Source organism: Desulfoluna sp. (genome assembly GCF_030145185.1).
GTDB lineage: Bacteria > Desulfobacterota > Desulfobacteria > Desulfobacterales > Desulfolunaceae > Desulfoluna.
Genome location: NZ_JAQYWB010000024.1, coordinates 62,720 through 79,893 on the forward strand (window position 1 = coordinate 62,720; position 17,174 = coordinate 79,893).

Genomic DNA, 17,174 nt, shown 5'->3' on the forward strand with positions numbered 1-17,174 from the left:
ACCAGGCAACAAAATATAAAAAAGGAGTGCGGAAGGGCAAAGGAACCAATGACGGTATAGAAAGACACCGGGCCCACCCTTCATATACACGAAACGCATCCACAAACCGGCTTTCAAGGTGGTTTGTGCTACTTTGGTTTCGCCACCTTGCCACCGGCGGGAGACTTTTTCTCTGAGGGCCCTGTTTTTTTAGCCACGGAAGGCTGTTTTTTTTCTGCATGCCCGTTCTCGTGACCATTCTCATGCACGTTCTCATGCCTGTTCAACCAGGCATCAAATCGATCTCTTTGATCGTTATACAAAATACGCTGATACCGATCATTGTCTTCCTTGTACAGCAGATGCCTAATCACCATGTAGGGGTTCAGGGCATGGCGCTGGGTATCATTTTGCCCCAGGTACTGCTTGTAGTCATCCACCGTCTGATAGCTGGCATCGACGATGGCCTTAAACCGACTCGGAGAGAGGTCCCCATAGTCCACCAGCTCCAGGACAAACCCGTCGACCTTGTGGGGCTGAAAGCGATAATCAGGAAATTTTTCTTCTGCGATGGCCAGAAAAGAAAAGGCGTTTAACGGTTCATCATCCGAGAGTCTGTCCCTTTTCAGCTTCTCTTTTTCTGCTGATTTTATCGTCTCTTCCCGAATGCTGAAGAACTCTCTGTCTGCCAGTTCAAAGAGAGCCGCGAGGGTGTTAATTCGACGTTTTAAATAAAGAGGAATGGATTTTTTATACTTAATCTTATGGTCCAGAGCGCTCCAGGCGTCCTGAATAATCGTTCTTATCTGCATCTCAAAGCGAAAGTCATTGTAACGGGAATACTCGCGCATTCCGCGCCGGGGTTCCTTGAGCCTCAGATCGACATGCAGCCCCTTGTATCCGAAGGAATCCTCTTTGCTCTCCATCGCTTCGATCTTGTCGGTGATCTCGATGAATTCAAACTCTTCGGAGAGAATATCACGAATCCTCACGATATCGGATTCATACAGCGAAACAACGCGAAGGCCTATCAAATCTGTAATATGGTCCTTAATTTCATAAGGAATACGGTCTGCTTCAAGCTGGGTCTGATATTTTCTTGAAAATTTCTTGATGCACTCTTCTTTATCTTTCACTCGGCCTGTGACCGAGGAAATAGGAATATCCTCTGCCAGAATTGAATTAATAATCACAATAAAGGCGTGCTTGGCGGCTTCAAGCAATTCGTGATTTTCACTGTGATAGTCACGAAAGACCTGTTTCTCTTTCTCAAAATCCAATGATGCCATGGGATATCCTTACACTCTGTGTTTTAAAGGTGCCATTAAACACCTGTTAACGCAGCCGATGGACTGAAGGAACCCAACATGCCGGCTCCGATCATATCATCTCAGCCCACAAAAACGGCCTTGCCTCTGGGGTCATGATATACCCAACCCTGTTTAAAACCAAGGGGCGAGGCAACAAGGGTGCCACCGCGCGGCCTATTAAGACGAACCACCAAAGGTGCCATGCCGGCCTTTGCCGTTAACAAAGGCCCTGGCCCCCTTCAGGGCCTCTTTTTTGTCAAACACCCGGGCGGCGTTTTGCAGTTCATGGTCGAGGGCCTCATCCAGATCCATCGAGAATTGGGTGAGGGTATTCCATCGGTCGCACCGAAGCCCTTCGGGCGGAAAGGCTGCCATGTCCGCTGCAAGCGTTTCCGCTTCGGCCCTGACCGTGCCATCTTCAACCACCCGCGTCACCAGCCCATAGGCCAGCGCTTCCTCGGCTGAAACCGGGCGACCTGTCAAGATCATGTCCATGGCCCTGCCATGGCCAATCAAACGGGGAAGACGCGCGGTGCTCCCGTTGCATAAGGGCAGCCCCCAGCGCCGGTTGAACACGCCAAAGACCGCACTCGTTTCAGCCATCCGGATATCACAGAAGAGGGCCAGCTCCAGACCTCCGGCCACAGCATACCCCGAAACAGCCGCGATGACAGGCTTGGACAGGCGAAGATGTGAAATACCTATGGGGCCGCCCCCCTTTTCTCGAATGGGGTTGTGCCCATCGGCCACCATGGCGGCAAGATCGCCCCCGGCACAAAAGGTCCCCCCGCTTCCGTAAAGGACGGCCACGCGGCTGTCGGGATCGTCTTCAAAGGCCTGAAAGGCCTCGGTCAATTCATCAGCCGCCACGCCGTCAATGGCATTGCGAACATCGGGACGGTGGATTATTATGGTCCATACGTTTCCATTTTTTTCGGTCCTGATGGAGCAGGAGGAGGGGGCATCTTCTAACATCATAATCGTGGGCCTTCACATGAAAGGGTCAATCAAAAATCCTGCCCCACTAAACCAGATGCCACCGACCCCACGCAACTGAAAAGGAAGAGACATCATGGCTCGATTTTTAAAAAACAAAGACGCCGCCATGGGCAAGGCCCCAGGCGAAATGATTTTTATCGGGAGCCAGAAGGTTCAGCAGGCGACCCTTCATGTGATCGATTACGACCGGGAACATCTCACGGAGATCGAGATAGCGGACATCAAGGAGGGCCGTCACTTCAAAGAGACGGATACCGTGACCTGGATCAACATCAATGGGCTCCATGAGACCGACGTCATCCGTGATGTCGGCCAGGCCTTTGGCCTTCATCCCCTGGTGATCGAAGATATTTTAAACACCGGACAACGCCCCAAGATGGAGGAGTACGATGACACCCTCTTCTTCACGTTAAAGATCATGACCTATGACGAAAAGGAAGAGAGAATCCACAACGAACAGTTGAGCATGGTCCTCGGCAGGACCTTCCTCCTGACTTTCCAGGAGCGACCGGGAGATGTATTTGAGCCGGTAAGGGAGCGCATCCGCAAGCACAAAGGGCGAATCCGGGGCGTCGGGATCGACTACCTGGCCTACGCGCTGTTAGACACCGTCGTGGACAAGTACATCTTCATCATCGAACGCATCGGGGAACAGATTGAAGAGATCGAAGATGAGATCCTGGAAAACCCCACGCCTGCCATTCTCGCAAAGATCAACACCTACAAACGAGAGATGAACTATGTGCGGAAAACCATCCGACCGGCCCGGGAGTTCATTCTCCACCTCAGCCGTCTGGATTCAGACCTGATCGATGACCCCACGGCCCCCTTTCTCAAAGATTTACTCGACCTCGCCACCCAGGCGGTGGAAGTGATTGACACCTATCGCGAGATGCTCTCCGACCATCTAAATATCTTCAACACCGGCATCAGCAACCGCCTGAACGAAATCATGAAGGTCCTCACCATTTTTTCAGCCATCTTTATCCCCTTGACCTTTATCGCCGGAATCTACGGCACCAACTTCGAGTACGTCCCCGAACTTCATTTTCGGTACAGCTATTTTATCTTCTGGGTCGTCCTGCTGGGGGTAGCTGTCACCATGATCCGCTTCTTCAAACGCAGGAACTGGCTCTGACTCGGAAAAAAGAGAAATTACGAGGCAGGAAAAGAGGTCTCGCGGGTTCCTTGGGTTAGTTCAAAATATTTGTTGGCATGTAATCCGGCGTCCTTGATTTGTTTCATATCGTTTTTTTTTAACGTCAATGAAGGGATCGAGTCGACCAATAGCCTGGCATAAAAGGACAATTTATAGGCTGTCGTGTGTATACTTGGATTTATCTCACGTTGATTTTCTATTTTATCAATCACTTCCCCAATAAATTTAGATATAAACCAGCACAATCCCCCATAACCAGACAACGAGTAGTCTTTATAACGGCTCTCGACATTCTTAAATAATTGAATCTGGGTAATGATGTTGATCTCTTCGTTTGAAAAAAAGGGATCTCCCGAAACAAGGGATTTTGGATACTTTTTTTTCAAATCGGCCGTTGTTTTCTTTAACGCTCCCTTCAACGTCTTTTTTTTTAAAAGTCCAAACATCCTCTTTCCTTTCAAACATTCATTATCAGCAAAATGTTAACTGAGAAAATCACAACGCGGCGCTCAGGGATGGGGGGGGGGGGATTTTTCACCATCCCTTACAACAGCGCGGGTTATAACGAACTATTTCTCCAGCATCGATTCATTCTGTGTATTCTTCATTAATGAGCATTTCGAGCTGCTCACTGGTTTTTTCTATGACTTTTTTGTTTTTAGTATAATATTTCCCCAAACGTTCGATAAGCTGTTTTTGTTTGGCCTTGTCATTGGCATAATAATCATGAGCCAACAGCGTTTTGATCCAGTCTAAATTGGCCTGCACTTCATCAGGAATGCGTTCGCCGTCATGACGAACGGCTTCTTCCGGGCACACGTCGTGGCAGACCCCACATCGTATGCACGCGTCTTCATTTATAATGGCAGTGTCTTCTTCCATAACGATAACCCCGGCGGAACAGGCATCGACGCATAGTTGGCACCCCGTGCACAAATCTCTCTTTATCCATGGCATGTTGGTTTATCCCTTTTTTCGATTCGATGTATGCGTTTATATGATCGCATGCCATCCGACGAGTACCGTCGAACAACAGCATTTGATAATTTAAAAGCCTCTGAACCAAGCGAAAGCGCCCTGACATTCAAAGGAAAATATAACCATTCAGCAATACACAAAGCCTCCGGCGACAAGATCTGTCACATGAAAAGCGGATTGCGAATACGCTTGGCCTCTGAATGCGTCGCCTGAATAGTAACAGAAAAATCTCTTCAGCCATTGACATGGCCTCTCTGCAGAGTGACTGGGCAAAGAAATACTCTAACTTTTATACAGAGTATTTCTTAAAACAGCCATAAAGACTAAACGTCAGAAGCACCATCCTGGTCCAGGGTTTTTTTCATATAACACGTCAGAGCGTCCCGAAGTGTTGACGCCGCAAGTCCTGAGCAATGCGTGTCTTCATCGGGTAATTTACCGACGGTTTCGAGGATAAGCTCTCCGGTAATTTCTGCAAGCTCGTCGGGATCTCTTCCAATGGCAAGCTCTGAGGCAAAGGAACCACATAGAGAACTTGAAGCGCAACCATTTGTAAAATAGGACGCTTCCGTAACGCGGTTGCCTGAAAATTTCAGATAAATTTCCATGGTATCCCCGCAAGAGCCTGTCAGCGAAGCAAAGGCATCCGCAGACTCCATTTTCCCCTGAAAGCGAGGGTTCCTCCAACGTTCATAACCCTTTTCGCCAAAAGATGCTTTGGCCTCGTCAAAAATTTCTTCCTGAAGATTATCCAAAAATGTATCTAAATCGCCCATCTCTTTATCCTATATTTATATGTGGTTTAGGCTCATATTGTGTTTCTGGGTCTTAACGAACACTGACGCAAAAAACCGCCTCCATCATGGTCTCTGAACACTCTCCGGTTCCTTAATTCATGGTCTTGTGCTCATAACCTCATTTTTTCCGCAGAGTTTTTTCGATGAGTATAGATACTATACTCACCGAGATAAATCAAAGTACCAGGCAACACAATGGCTTTTAGCATTGGCTCAAGGGTTACTCCGCGAACATTGACAAGCCTCTGACCCGGATATTTCATGAGAGGAGATAGGGAGATATGGAATAGGGACAGGCGATCAAGGCCAAAGGCCTCGGGCCAAAACTCGACGGCATTTTGATGCGGGTTGTGCATTTATTTTTTTATGTAAAGAGGCCTCACCCCTGCCCTCCTGATAACCCAATAAATGCCATCTCCGAAAACCGCTTGCCCGCTTTTCCCAACAAACGTAAGGATACATGACACAGGCAACCATTCAGCGCCCATAAAAGCCTCCGGCAACTGAAGGCTGAGACATGCCGAATAATGAACATTGAGAAGGAACCCATGACTCAGGAGTTCAGCGCGGCGAGAATCGCCAAAGACAAAAACTACGACGGCCAGTTCTTCTTCGGGGTCAAAACCACGGGGATCTTCTGCAGGCCTTCGTGTCCGTCCCCCGTGGCAAAAGAGGAGAACGTCCGCTATTTTGCCACGCTCTTTTCGGCCATAGAGGCGGGGTTCAGGCCCTGCTACAGATGCAGGCCCGACGTGGAGGTGTGCTGCTACAACGGCAACGTAGACGGCCAGTTTCTGGTCAAAGGAGCCCTGGAAAAAATTGAATCCGGATATCTCCACGATCACTCCATTGAAGAGTTGGCAGAGGAGATGGGCATTTCGGCTCGCCATTTAAGAAAACTCTTCACCGACAACCTGGGCGCCTCCCCCGTCACCATCGCCCGATACCACAAAGCTCTTTTTGCCAAAAAATGTCTCCTCTTCTCAAGCCAGAGCATCACAGACATCGCCTACGCCTCCGGATTTGGGTCCATCCGGCAATTCAACGAGGTCTTTAAATCCACCTTCGGTAAAACGCCCACCCAGGTGAGGCAGGAGGAAGAGGGCCGAAAAAAAGCAGCACCCGGAGCCTCTGCCCACAACACCAGCCTGCTGCTTCCCTATAAAAAGCCCTTTGACTTTGACCAGCTCCTGACATTCTTAAGGCTCCGAGCCATCACCGGCGTGGAGGTCGTCACCCACGAAAGCTACACCCGAAGTTTTCGCCTGAAACAGACCCGCGGCCACTTCACGGTGACGGACAAACCAACCCAATCGGCACTCGCCCTCACCATCTGCTGTGATGACATCCGATGCTTCATGGAGGTGACCCACCGAGTACGGCGGATGTTTGACCTCGATACAGATTTCACCCGGATCAATGCCTCACTCAAAATCCAAAAAGCTCTCATCCCTGGAATGAAAGAGGGCCATGTACCCAGACTTCCCGTGGCCTTTGAACCCTTTGAGTTTGTTATCCGAGCGATTTTGGGCCAGCAGATCACCGTCAAAGCCGCCACCACCTATGCCGGGCGTATTGCGAAAAAGGCAGGGGTCATCACCCCAGATGACTCGCCGGAAGGCATCGACTTTTTCTTTCCCACAGCCGACGAGTTGAACGATCTCGATCTCTCAGGCATCGGCCTCACCCAGACCCGACAGACCACACTGAAAACCGCGACACATGCCGTATTGAATAAACAGGTCGCCCTCACGGCAAACCAGCCCTTTGAAACTTTTCACAAAGAGTTCTCGGCCCTCAAGGGCATCGGAGACTGGACCGTTCACTATGTGGCCATGCGGGGCCTCGGCATGAAAGACGCCTTTCCAGCCACAGATCTCGGCGTCATCAAAGCCCTCACCCAAGGGGAAAAGCGCCCCTCAACCCAAGAGATCATCACCCTGGCCGAGCCCTGGCGTCCATACCGCAGCTACGCCACATTGGCCTTATGGCATATAGGAGAATCGTATGCACCGGTACACACAATTCAAAACACCTTTTTGTGAGGTCATTCTGGTGGGTGATGAAGAGGGACTATCCCACCTTCATCTCTGCACGGGCGAGGGAAAAAGAATCTTTAACGTTTCAACAGAGTGGATCCGGGACGACGCATTTTTTGAGAACGCAAGGGAGCAGGTTCTTGAGTTTATGCAGGGGAAACGCAAAATTTTTGATCTGGTTCTCAACCCCTCGGGGACGGACTTTCAAAAAACCGTCTGGGGTGAGCTCTGCCGCATCCCCTTTGGGGAACTCCGGAGTTATGGTGAAATCGCAAAAGCCATCGGCAATAAAAAGGCCTCCCGTGCTGTGGGCTTGGCCAACAGCAAAAACCCCATCCCCCTGATCATTCCCTGCCACCGGGTGGTGGGAGCCAATGGCAGCCTCACAGGGTTTGCCCACGGGCTCACCATCAAAGAGAAACTCATCACACTGGAAAAAAGAGAGTAAAAGGACCCCCTTATGTTTGCCGTAATATTCGAAGTGACGCCCACAAAAGAGGGCAAAGAAAAGTATCTGAGCATTGCCGGAGAGATCCGAGGCTTTCTTGAAAACCGCGAGGGCTTTATCTCCATGGAGCGATTCGAGAGCCTGGTTCATGAAGGGAAACTCCTCAGCCTCTCCTTCTGGGAGAACGAAGAGGCCATCGAAAAATGGCGCAACCTCATGGATCACCGCATGGCCCAAAAGACAGGAAAAGAAAAACTCTTTAAAAGCTACCGCATCCGGGTTGCGGGAGTCACCCGGGACTACACCCCGGAGAGCCGAAGCCAGGCCCCGGACGATTCAAACCACGCACTTTTGTAACCACATACTCTTCACTTTCACTTGAAAAAAACCAGGAAAAACCAGAGCGCATGGGCCTGGCTCCCTGGTTTACCTGGTCCACCCTACACCACCTCGATAACACTTTCTTTCCCCTGCCTCGTTTTTTCCATGGGTTCATTCTCCCTGTACCCAAAAGCCACCATGTAGGCAACGCCAAAGGACGTAAGATCAACCCCCGCATTTTTCGCAAGAATCGCTTCCACGCCATCCCTGTCAAACCCTTCCATGGGACAACTGTCAATGCCAAGCATAGCAGCCGTGGTCATCATATTGCCCAGAGCGATGTAGCACTGCTTGCACGACCAATCAAAGAGGGCTCGTTCACTTTCCAGAAGCTTGAAATCTTCCTCCTGAAATTTTTTGAAAAAGCCCCCTTTCATCGTCACAATCTCTTCAGGAAGCTTTTGAATATCGCTCATAAAATTCTGGATGTAATCGCTGTCGTGTTTCATGTACGGCGTCTTTCGTGCCAGGCAGATCACGATCTTGGAGGCCGTTGGAATCTGCCCCTGGCCTCCCCAGGTCACCGGCTTAAGCTCTTCTTTAAGGGCCGGACTTTCCACCACAAGAAACTTCCACGGCTCAAACCCGAAAGAGCTGGGAGAAAGGCGCGCCGTCTCCATAATCAGATGAAAATCATCGGTGTTGATCGACAGGGTTGAATCAAAGGATTTGCAGGCATGGCGAAAGTTATATGCAGCCAAAATATCGTCTCTTTTCATGGATCGTACCTCAAAATTTATTTTTTAGTGATATCACCGGCCCAGAGTCTTCATTTTTTTCTTTGACAGGCTCATTTAAAAGCATGAGTATAGGCATAGGATTTTTTATACAAGTACGCACAATTTTGTGCTGTAGTATCTAAATGTATACTAATGAGGCCAACCTTGCGTCACAGCAGTTACGATAAAAATGAGGGGTGCCCCGTAGAGGCCACATTGGAAGTGATCGGCGGAAAATGGAAAGGGGTGATCCTTTATCACCTTCTTGAAAAAACCTACCGATTCGGCGAACTCAAACGGCTGATGCCAGACATCACCCAACGCACGTTGACCAAGCAACTCCGAGAGCTGGAAAGTGATGGTATTCTCCACCGGGAGGTGTTTGCAGAAGTTCCACCCAAGGTCGAGTACAGCCTAACAGACCGTGGAGAGACCTTGAGGCCACTCATCCTCATGATGCGAAATTGGGGCAAGGAACATCTGCAAATGGCATAAGAACGATAATGATAAGTGAGATAGTGAGATAGGAGATAGGGGGGAGATAGGGACAGGCACATGAGTCTTTGCAACCACGCCCCCATGAAAACCATTCATTCCCGAGCCGACAAAATATCGGCTCGGGCCATCAACCGCCCGCTGCGATCCAGTTCAATCATTTTCTCCTTTTCGGAGTGAAATACCCGCATTGGAATCGCAGTCTCTCCCCTCAGACCACCCCGTCTCTTTTGTGGGTGGCTCTTTTTTCAAAAAATCTATTGATATGAATTTACTCTATGCTGTAGGTTGTTTATGTATCGCCTTCGCCCCACCCCACTGAAGTGACCTGCAGGACACAGCCTCTCCTGCGCCCCGGAAAACATTGGGTACCAGCCTTCACGATTTAAAAATTACCAGACGCAACCATCAAAGGGTTTCGCAGCGGTCACTAATCGACAAAAAACAAGTCTAAACGGTTTGAATCACGGGAGGTGCAACCCATGCATACCACCATGTTAAAAACGATCGGGTTTGTGCTGGTCATGCTACATGCTACCTGTTTATTCGTATTTTCAGAAACCTACACCGTACCGTCTAATATCCCGGAGCAGACGCTTCTGGATTTGGATCTTATTGCAACGTATGGCGTTTCAGATCTCTCGAGGGTCGATACGCTCTTGTTTAACAACACAACGAGCTTTACTTTTCGTCGGGACACAATATTGGGCGATGGCTCTGCCATAAATCTGCCTTACCGTGACTTGGTTTTCGAGGGAGGAACCAGCCGCCCGGACTGGTCCGTCTACGGCTCTCCCATATACAATGCGGCTCCGTTAGAATTGGAGTTTCACTCTATTTCTATTAAAAATGCAAAATGGCATGTCATTGATAAGTCGTCTCCCATTACATCTCAATTCTATATTAAGCAGATTATTCTCGGCGATTCGGGTGTTGGAACCCCAAGCTATATTAAGCTTGAAAATGCCGAATTTGTGGTAGATCCGACGACCAGCACGGCCTTTTCCAGCACAGCTTATTTATCCGTTAAAGGGGTTAATAATCGTATCCAAGTCAGTGAGTTGGAGACAAGCAACGTGCTTCCATTTTCATTGATCCTGGAACCCAATTCAGATCTCGAAATTTTCAACGGCACCTTTTTGAATGCCATGACGACGGGCAACCTGAACATGCAGCCTGGAAGTTCCCTTTCTATCGTCGACAGCAAGGTGTTGTTGACCAAGTATCACCAGGACGTGCTCAACGGTATCAGCGACCCGTCCATCATCGATGGTGCAACCGTTACCCTGAAAGGTTCTTATGCCTCCGATGCCGTCAGCCTGGAGTTGACCAACCCCATCATTAAAAATTCGACGATTGTCCTGAACAACAACACCGAGTTTCGAAGCTACGACGTTACCCCGTCAGGGTATGTGTTCGGCGTGGTCTACTTTGAAGGTGACAACACCATCTCTCTGGGAGATGGCAGTCTGTTTACGGCAAATACCGATAAAGTCGCCATAACGAGTGACGGTGAATTTGTCTTTAAAAACGGTCACACGGATGTTACCGGCTCAATAAATTCGGATTTTAAGGCGAGCCTGTGGACTTTGGACAATGCAAGCGTATCCATGGACAAACTCCGAGCCAATGAATACATCAATGGTTTAGCGTTGAAAAACAACAGCATCATGATCAACAAAGGATATAATTTAAGTGATTTGTCGTATCTTACGGTCAACGATTCGGAACTCTCGGGAGAGGTCTCTTATGGGGGGGTATCAACGCTTCTTATGGGGTTTAAAAATGCCACCATCAATGAAACCCGGGCAAGCAACACAGCAGGCAAAGGGTTTGAAGCCAATCAGTTTCTCTTCTCTGGTAACAACAGGTTGAACCTGCGTGTGCAGCCGGGTGGCAAGGTCATCGACCCCAATTTCCCCTCATTCATAACGTACAATGACAGTATTTTTTTTAGGCGAGGGGCTCTCTTTGGCTTTTCTTCGATTGCATTCAATCTGGAGTCGTTTGAGGCAGGAAAATCAGCCAATGAGTATGCAAAGGGGGGAGATAATACCGACGGTGTCTATGACCTTTCTTATTTTATTATGGGGGCAAGCTCTGACAGTGATGCCGCAACCATCATTCTCGGCGGCAGCATGCCTGCGCTGCTCAAAAGCTCCCAGGTTGCCAGTCCGGGGGCGAATCAGAAAGTGTCCGTCAAGCTTGAAACGCTGCCCGTTGCATCGCTGTTGACACACCCGAGCCTTACGACCCCAAACCAGAAAAACGCCGTGGCGCTGTTGAGCAACAGCTCTAATGCGGGCAACATGCGTACCCAATCCGCCTTGGGGCTTATCACAAACGACCAGCTGCAGGCCCACTCCGACAGTCTCCATGCCGAGCCCTATTCATCTTACATGACGGTCTCCCTGGAACAGGCCGACAGGGTGATGAATACGGTCTTAAGCCATGCTTCAGCAGGCCATGTGACGACGGGTACCAGCCAACGTGTGGTCGAGGATGCGGGCAGACGACTTTGGCTGGATGCAAGCTATAGCGATGGAGATATCGACGGAGATGACGGCCTGGGAGATTTTGGATACACGCTCTCCGGCTTGACCCTCGGTTATGACCTTATCACTACCCCCTCGAGTGTTTTGGGTGGGTATGCGTCATTTGGGTCCCAAAAAATGGATGAACACGACACGGCCGATCAGAGCTTTGACGGCGAGTCTTATCACCTGGGGGCTTATCTCCATAAACAATTCAGCCATAATCTGGCGATGAAGGGCCTTTTGGGGTATGCCTACGGGGCCAACAGCTCAAAGCGATGGATCACCCTTGCCGGTGTAAAGGCAACCCCTTCGGCAGATTATGACAGCCACACGGCGTATGCCGGTCTCATGGCCTCAATCGTCGGTTACCAAAACAGTTGGGTGACCCTTAGCCCTGAAATCGGCCTGAATTACACCTACTACACCCAGGAAGCTTTTGAAGAGTCGGGTGACCCGGATTTCAGCCTAAGACTCGATTCGGCAGATGCCCAGGCGATTGTCACCAGCGCCGGTCTGAATGCACGTTTCGGCAGTCTGCACCCGACAAAGAGCCTCTACCCCATGGGTTTTGTGCGCTATGAACATGATTTTTACGCCAACCAAAACAAGGCCCATGACATTGACGCAGCCCTGGTGAGCCATCCTGAGTTCAAACAATCCTTCGCCGGCCAGAACCGGGGTGAACACACCCTCCTCAGCGGGGTAGGGATAGGCAGTGACATGACGGACCATTTTAATATAAACGGGGGGGTCGTTATGGCCATCCACAGCCACGGGAAGGAGTGGGGAGCCGGCGTGAATATAGGATACCGCTGGTAACGACCGGGGCAAAAGTGATCCACTGCCCCCCCCCCTTATCTGTCATATCATACCCAACGAAACCCACGCGTACATTTGCCCCTCAGCGTTTCGCAACGCCTCCAGAGCATGCAGAGTGCCTGTCCCCTGGTTCCCTGGTCCCATTGTTGGTATGACCAACAGGCCTTAAGAGCTATTTCCTTGATTCACCGATATAGGCAAGCCATATGATTCTGGTTTAACGAACCGGAAATTTTTTGCAGAGCTTTGTTCAAAAAACGACCCGCCGGAGGCGTTAAGGGAACGTTTTTGCAGTTTGTCTTGGTATGTAAAGGACACCAAGCAGACCTTCTCTTGTACCTATGGCATGCACATCGCGCATGTTTCCATATATTTTTCTTGTCACCCGCACCACCTATTGCTTGTTTTTTTCTTGTCTTTTCAGAGTTTTAACGCTTGTTCTTTGGGGTAACCTTATGTTAGGTGTGAAATAATTTCGCCATATGGCTTGACTGATCATCCATTTACAAATGGTTACGCCGACAGTAGCTGGCCCGGAAGAAATAGGTGCGTGTCTTTCAACCATTGGATAGTGCCCCCCCACCTTAACGAACAACGTTGCGCCTCGCCTTGGGCGTATGGTTTGCCCCTGTCTTCCATTTCTTTTATTTTCCCATGTGTTCATAAAGAGAATGAAAAGGAATGGAAAAAGGAATGGGGTCGGGCCAAATTAACATGCTGCAAATAATCGAAAAACAATTGAATCTACCTCTCTTTCGGCGCTTATATTCCCTTTTCTCGATGAAAAAGGAACACGATAAACCGATTAAGTTATGGCAAGAGCTAAACGACATTACATTACTGGTTAAGTTTGGCACCTTACGCATCGGTGTCACAAAAGAGATTTTCGGCTTAGCCCGGATATTTCATGAGAAAACAATCAAAACTAAGTAATAATCTATAATTACAGTTTTTTGCAGTAATATTTTTAGTCGTTTCAAAAATGCAAAATGTAATCCAAGGTATTCTGTTTGATTTTGTCGGGAGTGTTTGATTTGGCCCAAGAATGCCAACTGTTTTGATTTCCCGATTTTTCATTGATCTTGTGGCTCGTTTTTTTCAGAGCTTTACTTGAGTAAATATAGTAAGCGTACCGTTTTTTGTACGGGCCTGTCATATTTCGCTGTCGTGGGTCGGTCCTTGTTCTGTTACGCAAAACCGTGTGTACTTTTCTTGTCTAAATAACATTTAATATTGATGAAAGGGGGTGGTACACGTTCGCGTTTCTTAGTGGACCAATGTTATATTCGAGGCATGGTATTTCACTGAAGAAAGTAATAACATTAAGAAGAAGGAGCTAAGTAGTGATACAGAGAAGAGTGTTTACTTTTGTTTTATCACTAATGTTGATTGTTGGATTTTCAACGTTAGGGTTTGCGGCCAAGGTACCTGCCCCTGACAAAGGGGGAGACGGTTTTAAAGCAATAAGCCTGAAAGAAGCCAAAACGCTTCATTCAGAGGGGGCGGTCGTGATTGCCTGTCACAGTCACACCACCGATTTCATGAGGGGGCATCCCTCCGGTACCATTCATATTACCTGCCTGGTTCCGAAGGACCACAAACGGACGGATATGGCCTTGAGCGACGTTGATTTTGACGTGGCTCAGTTCCCCAAAGATAAAAATACCCCCATTATCACCTATTGTGCCTCAAGCACATGATGGAAATCCTATCACGCCGCCAGGTTGGCGGTTAAGAACGGCTACAAAAATGTTTACTGGATGAAAGACGGGATCAAGGGGTGGAAAAAAGCGGGGTACTCAACGGTCGGGGATCAGGCACTCCTGGACGCATTGATTGCGGTAAACAAAAATAACTTTGCAGATTTCATCGTTGCCGAAGACGACGCCCGAAAGCTGAAAAATTGTACGTTTGTCGATTTTCGTGATGAAGCAGAGTATAAAAAAAGTCATGTCAGAGGGGCGAAACATGTCGATTACAGCAACATGTTTTCGAAGCCCATGATGGAGGAGTTGAATAAAAGCAACAGCCTTGTCATTGTCCACGATGTCACGGCTGTGGCGGGTGTTATTGCTTCGACTCTGAAGCTAATGGACTATCCCGATGTGTATATCCTCGAGTAGATGGATAGGGGTGATCATAACGCCCTGGCATTCGTTTTTTACCTGATGGATTGAACCATCAATAGAATTCAGCAGACACAAGAGGCCGCAAAACGTTACGGGACATTCGAGCGTGGTTGGTCTTTTGGTCTGCTGATTCTTGGGGTGGGACTTCCGGTGATGCGTTAGGGCTCTGGCAAAAAATAAATAAATAAATGGATTGAGAGGAAACCAGTAAACCAGTAAACCAGAAACCAGGGGACAGGCGACATGCACCTGATATTGAATTTCATATCATAGGATCTTCTTCTCACATGATTTCTACCCCAAAAAAAACGTCGTAATCCCAGTGATTCAATCTGGGCTTAAGATGTGATTGTCAATCGAGGCCCGAATAGGCCGATGCAGGAACAGCCCTTCCAACGACCATGACCAAGGACAAAATATAAATCGTATGCCCTCACCACAGCAGGAATGGGTGCTGAATTCATTTTGAATATTTGCAGATTATTGTCTTTATTGCGGATGTTATCTGGTACAGCGGCAGAAAACCATCAGGCCTCTCTCAATCGCTTCATGGAATACATGCCATCAAGCCCTTTCACCTGCCTGGGAACCCGTTCCCGGTTTCCATAAAGTCGATCCTTAAAGACGTCATAGGTTCCAATCACAAAGGCTTTGGAGCCGATGATGCCCGAGTCGGTAAAATATCGGGTTCGAGACATGAACCTCCGGCTGCGATCCAGCTCAAAATTTTTCTCCTTTTCAGACTGAAACACCCGCGCTGAGATCGCGGCCTTGCCCCGTTTTTTCACCGATCCCGCGTGATAAAGAAATTCGCGGTATTTTTGCAGTCGTTCTGCGCTCTCCACCCCGAACTCCATCAGCCCGAAGTCCAAAGACAGAAACCCGTCCCGATTTCCCGTCTGCACATGGTGCCCGATGGAGCACCAGCGATAGTCCTCCGGCCGCTTCACAATGCCCGCCCTTACGGCATTCAAGTCGATATACGCCAGACAATTGATAACGGTCTCGCCCTTCTCCACAATCACACTTTTAAACCGCTCCCCCCAGAGCGTACCCCGGCGCTTTTTTTCCGATTGTAGTACCGGGAGAAGGTCTGTTTGATGTCCTTCACATACCACGATAAGCTGGAAAACCTTTCCCTGAAAGCCTCAAGCTGCCCTTCAGGAAACTCCGACCCTCTGGTCTGAAGAAGCATAAAACGCCGCCGCACTTCTTCATCCGAAAGCATCGCCCCCGGACTCACCTCTACGAGAATGTGGAAGTGATTACTCATCGCACTAAAGCCCAACACCTCCACGGCATACACCATGGAAAATCGCTGGATCACACGCACCAGTTCGTCTTTCTCCGCATCTTTAAATGGGAGGCCATCAAGAGCCGTCCGACTGATCACATGATAAACGGTTTTCTGGCCGGGATCTGTCCTGACCATCCGGGGAATACGAGGCATACGCGTCATCTCCTTGGTGTGTCATGTCAGAAATACGAATATATTGATTGGGTTCTGGAATGAATTTCAATTAAAAAGGCAGGTTACTTACTGATGATGAGTGTCTCATAGATTGGCGTGAAGGTCAAGCGCATGGTGCCTGTCCCCTGGTCTCATGGTGCCTGTCCCCTGGTCTACAGATAAATATACTGCCTAACGCTGGTGGTCACCTGCTGGCGGAAATTACTGACAGAGGTGAAGAAATTAAAAAAGTTTATAAAATGACGGGCTCCAAAAAAAGCCGGCGTAGCCAGTCAGGTGAACCACTTTGTTCTGCATTGTCAATTTTATAAGAGCAACTTAGAAAGACTCTTTAAACTTTGCATGAATTTTTTCTATGTAATGCATGGCATCTTTCAAAACAAAAATACCCATAAAAACTGATAATGAAGCGGCAATTAAAACTATGGAAATAAAAAAAATCCTATCAGGTGTTTCACCCTTGCCAAAAAAGACAAGCGGCGTTAATACGAGAAAAGCAACAATACCGTCAATGATAAAAAAGTATCCTACAATTTTAGTTATAATTGAAGCAAATTTCAAAAATAGTTTTTCGGACAGTAAGATAATTTAATTCCCTTGTTTAAAAGCAGAACGCTACGCTCAGGGGCGTCAAAAAGTGAAGCGAGGAACGAGCGCAGCTTTTTGACGTCCCTTTCCAGGTAGAAGCACCGGTTACCCGGCGCTCCCCCCACAGACCCGTACGTGAAGATTTCCCTCATACGGTTCCTCGGCTCAGATCCTTTTTACCAGATCATCGACCTGACAGGCGACACCCCGTCAGGCGTATAACTTTGCTACCATGTTTGCGCAATCATCTGGTTTTCCGGTTATATGGTTTATGCCCTCTGAGTGACTCCCATAGTTCTTACCAGACAAACGTTATACCCTGCTTC

General features: G+C 48.6%; 18 protein-coding genes. 9 read left to right on the forward strand and 9 right to left on the reverse strand.

The features are described from left to right. Window positions 1–128: 128 nt before the first annotated feature. Window positions 129–1,268 (reverse strand): hypothetical protein, encoded by a 1,140-nt coding sequence (locus Q1Q75_RS09775; RefSeq protein WP_300669869.1) that lies wholly within the window; start codon window positions 1,266–1,268, stop codon window positions 129–131. 198 nt (window positions 1,269–1,466) lie between these two features. Next, complete coding sequence (locus tag Q1Q75_RS09780; protein WP_300669871.1) at window positions 1,467–2,267, reverse strand: crotonase/enoyl-CoA hydratase family protein; 801 nt, start codon at window positions 2,265–2,267, stop codon at window positions 1,467–1,469. 94 nt (window positions 2,268–2,361) lie between these two features. Here Q1Q75_RS09780 and corA point away from each other — a divergent pair, with 94 nt between their 5' ends. After that, window positions 2,362–3,426: a magnesium/cobalt transporter CorA gene (gene corA / locus Q1Q75_RS09785; RefSeq protein ID WP_300669873.1), complete on the forward strand. Its 1,065-nt coding sequence runs from the start codon at window positions 2,362–2,364 to the stop codon at window positions 3,424–3,426. A gap of 17 nt (window positions 3,427–3,443) precedes the next feature. Here the strand turns inward: corA and Q1Q75_RS09790 are convergent, their stop codons facing one another. From Q1Q75_RS09790 to Q1Q75_RS09800, 3 genes are all read right to left on the reverse strand, one after another. Beyond that, window positions 3,444–3,893: a hypothetical protein gene (locus tag Q1Q75_RS09790; RefSeq protein ID WP_300669875.1), complete on the reverse strand. Its 450-nt coding sequence runs from the start codon at window positions 3,891–3,893 to the stop codon at window positions 3,444–3,446. Between the two features lie 142 nt (window positions 3,894–4,035). Then, the gene (locus Q1Q75_RS09795) at window positions 4,036–4,404 is read right to left on the reverse strand and encodes a 4Fe-4S binding protein (RefSeq protein ID WP_300669877.1); all 369 of its coding nucleotides are present in this window, start codon (window positions 4,402–4,404) and stop codon (window positions 4,036–4,038) included. 344 nt (window positions 4,405–4,748) lie between these two features. After that, entirely contained in the window at window positions 4,749–5,201 is a 453-nt protein-coding gene (locus Q1Q75_RS09800) for an iron-sulfur cluster assembly scaffold protein (protein ID WP_300669880.1), read from the reverse strand. 569 nt (window positions 5,202–5,770) lie between these two features. On the opposite strand from Q1Q75_RS09800, the gene Q1Q75_RS09805 reads away from it, so the two are divergent. Genes Q1Q75_RS09805 through Q1Q75_RS09815 form a run of 3 tightly spaced genes read left to right on the forward strand, consistent with a single transcriptional unit; the run spans window position 5,771 to window position 8,066 of the window. After that, the gene (locus Q1Q75_RS09805) at window positions 5,771–7,267 is read left to right on the forward strand and encodes an AlkA N-terminal domain-containing protein (RefSeq protein WP_300669882.1); all 1,497 of its coding nucleotides are present in this window, start codon (window positions 5,771–5,773) and stop codon (window positions 7,265–7,267) included. Continuing rightward, on the forward strand, window positions 7,230–7,709 hold the full coding sequence (locus Q1Q75_RS09810; RefSeq protein ID WP_300669884.1) for a methylated-DNA--[protein]-cysteine S-methyltransferase: 480 nt from the start codon (window positions 7,230–7,232) through the stop codon (window positions 7,707–7,709). Before Q1Q75_RS09805 ends, Q1Q75_RS09810 begins: the two co-directional genes overlap by 38 nt. A 12-nt stretch (window positions 7,710–7,721) precedes the next feature. Then, a complete protein-coding gene (locus Q1Q75_RS09815; protein WP_300669886.1) occupies window positions 7,722–8,066 on the forward strand; it encodes an antibiotic biosynthesis monooxygenase in 345 nt (114 codons plus the stop codon). Window positions 8,067–8,149: 83 nt separating this feature from the next. On the opposite strand, the gene Q1Q75_RS09820 is transcribed toward Q1Q75_RS09815, so the two are convergent. Next, entirely contained in the window at window positions 8,150–8,809 is a 660-nt protein-coding gene (locus tag Q1Q75_RS09820) for an NAD(P)H-dependent oxidoreductase (protein WP_300669887.1), read from the reverse strand. Between the two features lie 165 nt (window positions 8,810–8,974). Here Q1Q75_RS09820 and Q1Q75_RS09825 point away from each other — a divergent pair, with 165 nt between their 5' ends. The 5 genes from Q1Q75_RS09825 to Q1Q75_RS09845 all read left to right on the forward strand — a co-directional run bounded on the left by Q1Q75_RS09825 (window position 8,975) and on the right by Q1Q75_RS09845 (window position 14,783). Then, window positions 8,975–9,304 (forward strand): helix-turn-helix domain-containing protein, encoded by a 330-nt coding sequence (locus Q1Q75_RS09825; protein ID WP_300669888.1) that lies wholly within the window; start codon window positions 8,975–8,977, stop codon window positions 9,302–9,304. Window positions 9,305–9,786: 482 nt separating this feature from the next. Further along, window positions 9,787–12,660, forward strand: a complete 2,874-nt coding sequence (locus Q1Q75_RS09830) for an autotransporter domain-containing protein (RefSeq protein WP_300669889.1) — start codon at window positions 9,787–9,789, stop codon at window positions 12,658–12,660. 681 nt (window positions 12,661–13,341) lie between these two features. Continuing rightward, a complete protein-coding gene (locus tag Q1Q75_RS09835; protein ID WP_300669890.1) occupies window positions 13,342–13,593 on the forward strand; it encodes a hypothetical protein in 252 nt (83 codons plus the stop codon). 575 nt (window positions 13,594–14,168) lie between these two features. Beyond that, window positions 14,169–14,360 (forward strand): hypothetical protein, encoded by a 192-nt coding sequence (locus Q1Q75_RS09840; protein ID WP_300669891.1) that lies wholly within the window; start codon window positions 14,169–14,171, stop codon window positions 14,358–14,360. Between the two features lie 60 nt (window positions 14,361–14,420). Further along, window positions 14,421–14,783 carry a rhodanese-like domain-containing protein gene (locus Q1Q75_RS09845; protein ID WP_300669893.1) on the forward strand — a complete coding sequence of 121 codons (363 nt, stop codon included), beginning with the start codon at window positions 14,421–14,423 and terminating at the stop codon, window positions 14,781–14,783. A gap of 533 nt (window positions 14,784–15,316) precedes the next feature. Here the strand turns inward: Q1Q75_RS09845 and Q1Q75_RS09850 are convergent. The 3 genes from Q1Q75_RS09850 to Q1Q75_RS09860 form a co-directional block, all read right to left on the reverse strand. Further along, window positions 15,317–15,814 (reverse strand): hypothetical protein, encoded by a 498-nt coding sequence (locus tag Q1Q75_RS09850; protein ID WP_300669895.1) that lies wholly within the window; start codon window positions 15,812–15,814, stop codon window positions 15,317–15,319. Continuing rightward, complete coding sequence (locus Q1Q75_RS09855) at window positions 15,811–16,239, reverse strand: transposase (RefSeq protein WP_300669897.1); 429 nt, start codon at window positions 16,237–16,239, stop codon at window positions 15,811–15,813. Before Q1Q75_RS09855 ends, Q1Q75_RS09850 begins: the two co-directional genes overlap by 4 nt. A gap of 339 nt (window positions 16,240–16,578) precedes the next feature. Beyond that, complete coding sequence (locus Q1Q75_RS09860) at window positions 16,579–16,821, reverse strand: hypothetical protein (protein WP_300669898.1); 243 nt, start codon at window positions 16,819–16,821, stop codon at window positions 16,579–16,581. Between the last annotated feature and the right edge of the window lie 353 nt (window positions 16,822–17,174).

Bases quoted from the DNA above. Each gene is read 5' to 3' on its own strand.
- Q1Q75_RS09775 (WP_300669869.1), bottom strand. From the start codon at position 1,268: ATGGCATCATTGGATTTTGAGAAAGAGAAACAGGTCTTTCGTGACTAT.
- Q1Q75_RS09780 (WP_300669871.1), bottom strand. From the start codon at position 2,267: ATGATGTTAGAAGATGCCCCCTCCTCCTGCTCCATCAGGACCGAAAAA.
- corA (WP_300669873.1), top strand. From the start codon at position 2,362: ATGGCTCGATTTTTAAAAAACAAAGACGCCGCCATGGGCAAGGCCCCA.
- Q1Q75_RS09790 (WP_300669875.1), bottom strand. From the start codon at position 3,893: ATGTTTGGACTTTTAAAAAAAAAGACGTTGAAGGGAGCGTTAAAGAAA.
- Q1Q75_RS09795 (WP_300669877.1), bottom strand. From the start codon at position 4,404: ATGCCATGGATAAAGAGAGATTTGTGCACGGGGTGCCAACTATGCGTC.
- Q1Q75_RS09800 (WP_300669880.1), bottom strand. From the start codon at position 5,201: ATGGGCGATTTAGATACATTTTTGGATAATCTTCAGGAAGAAATTTTT.
- Q1Q75_RS09805 (WP_300669882.1), top strand. From the start codon at position 5,771: ATGACTCAGGAGTTCAGCGCGGCGAGAATCGCCAAAGACAAAAACTAC.
- Q1Q75_RS09810 (WP_300669884.1), top strand. From the start codon at position 7,230: ATGCACCGGTACACACAATTCAAAACACCTTTTTGTGAGGTCATTCTG.
- Q1Q75_RS09815 (WP_300669886.1), top strand. From the start codon at position 7,722: ATGTTTGCCGTAATATTCGAAGTGACGCCCACAAAAGAGGGCAAAGAA.
- Q1Q75_RS09820 (WP_300669887.1), bottom strand. From the start codon at position 8,809: ATGAAAAGAGACGATATTTTGGCTGCATATAACTTTCGCCATGCCTGC.
- Q1Q75_RS09830 (WP_300669889.1), top strand. From the start codon at position 9,787: ATGCATACCACCATGTTAAAAACGATCGGGTTTGTGCTGGTCATGCTA.
- Q1Q75_RS09835 (WP_300669890.1), top strand. From the start codon at position 13,342: ATGGAAAAAGGAATGGGGTCGGGCCAAATTAACATGCTGCAAATAATC.
- Q1Q75_RS09845 (WP_300669893.1), top strand. From the start codon at position 14,421: ATGAAAGACGGGATCAAGGGGTGGAAAAAAGCGGGGTACTCAACGGTC.
- Q1Q75_RS09855 (WP_300669897.1), bottom strand. From the start codon at position 16,239: ATGCCTCGTATTCCCCGGATGGTCAGGACAGATCCCGGCCAGAAAACC.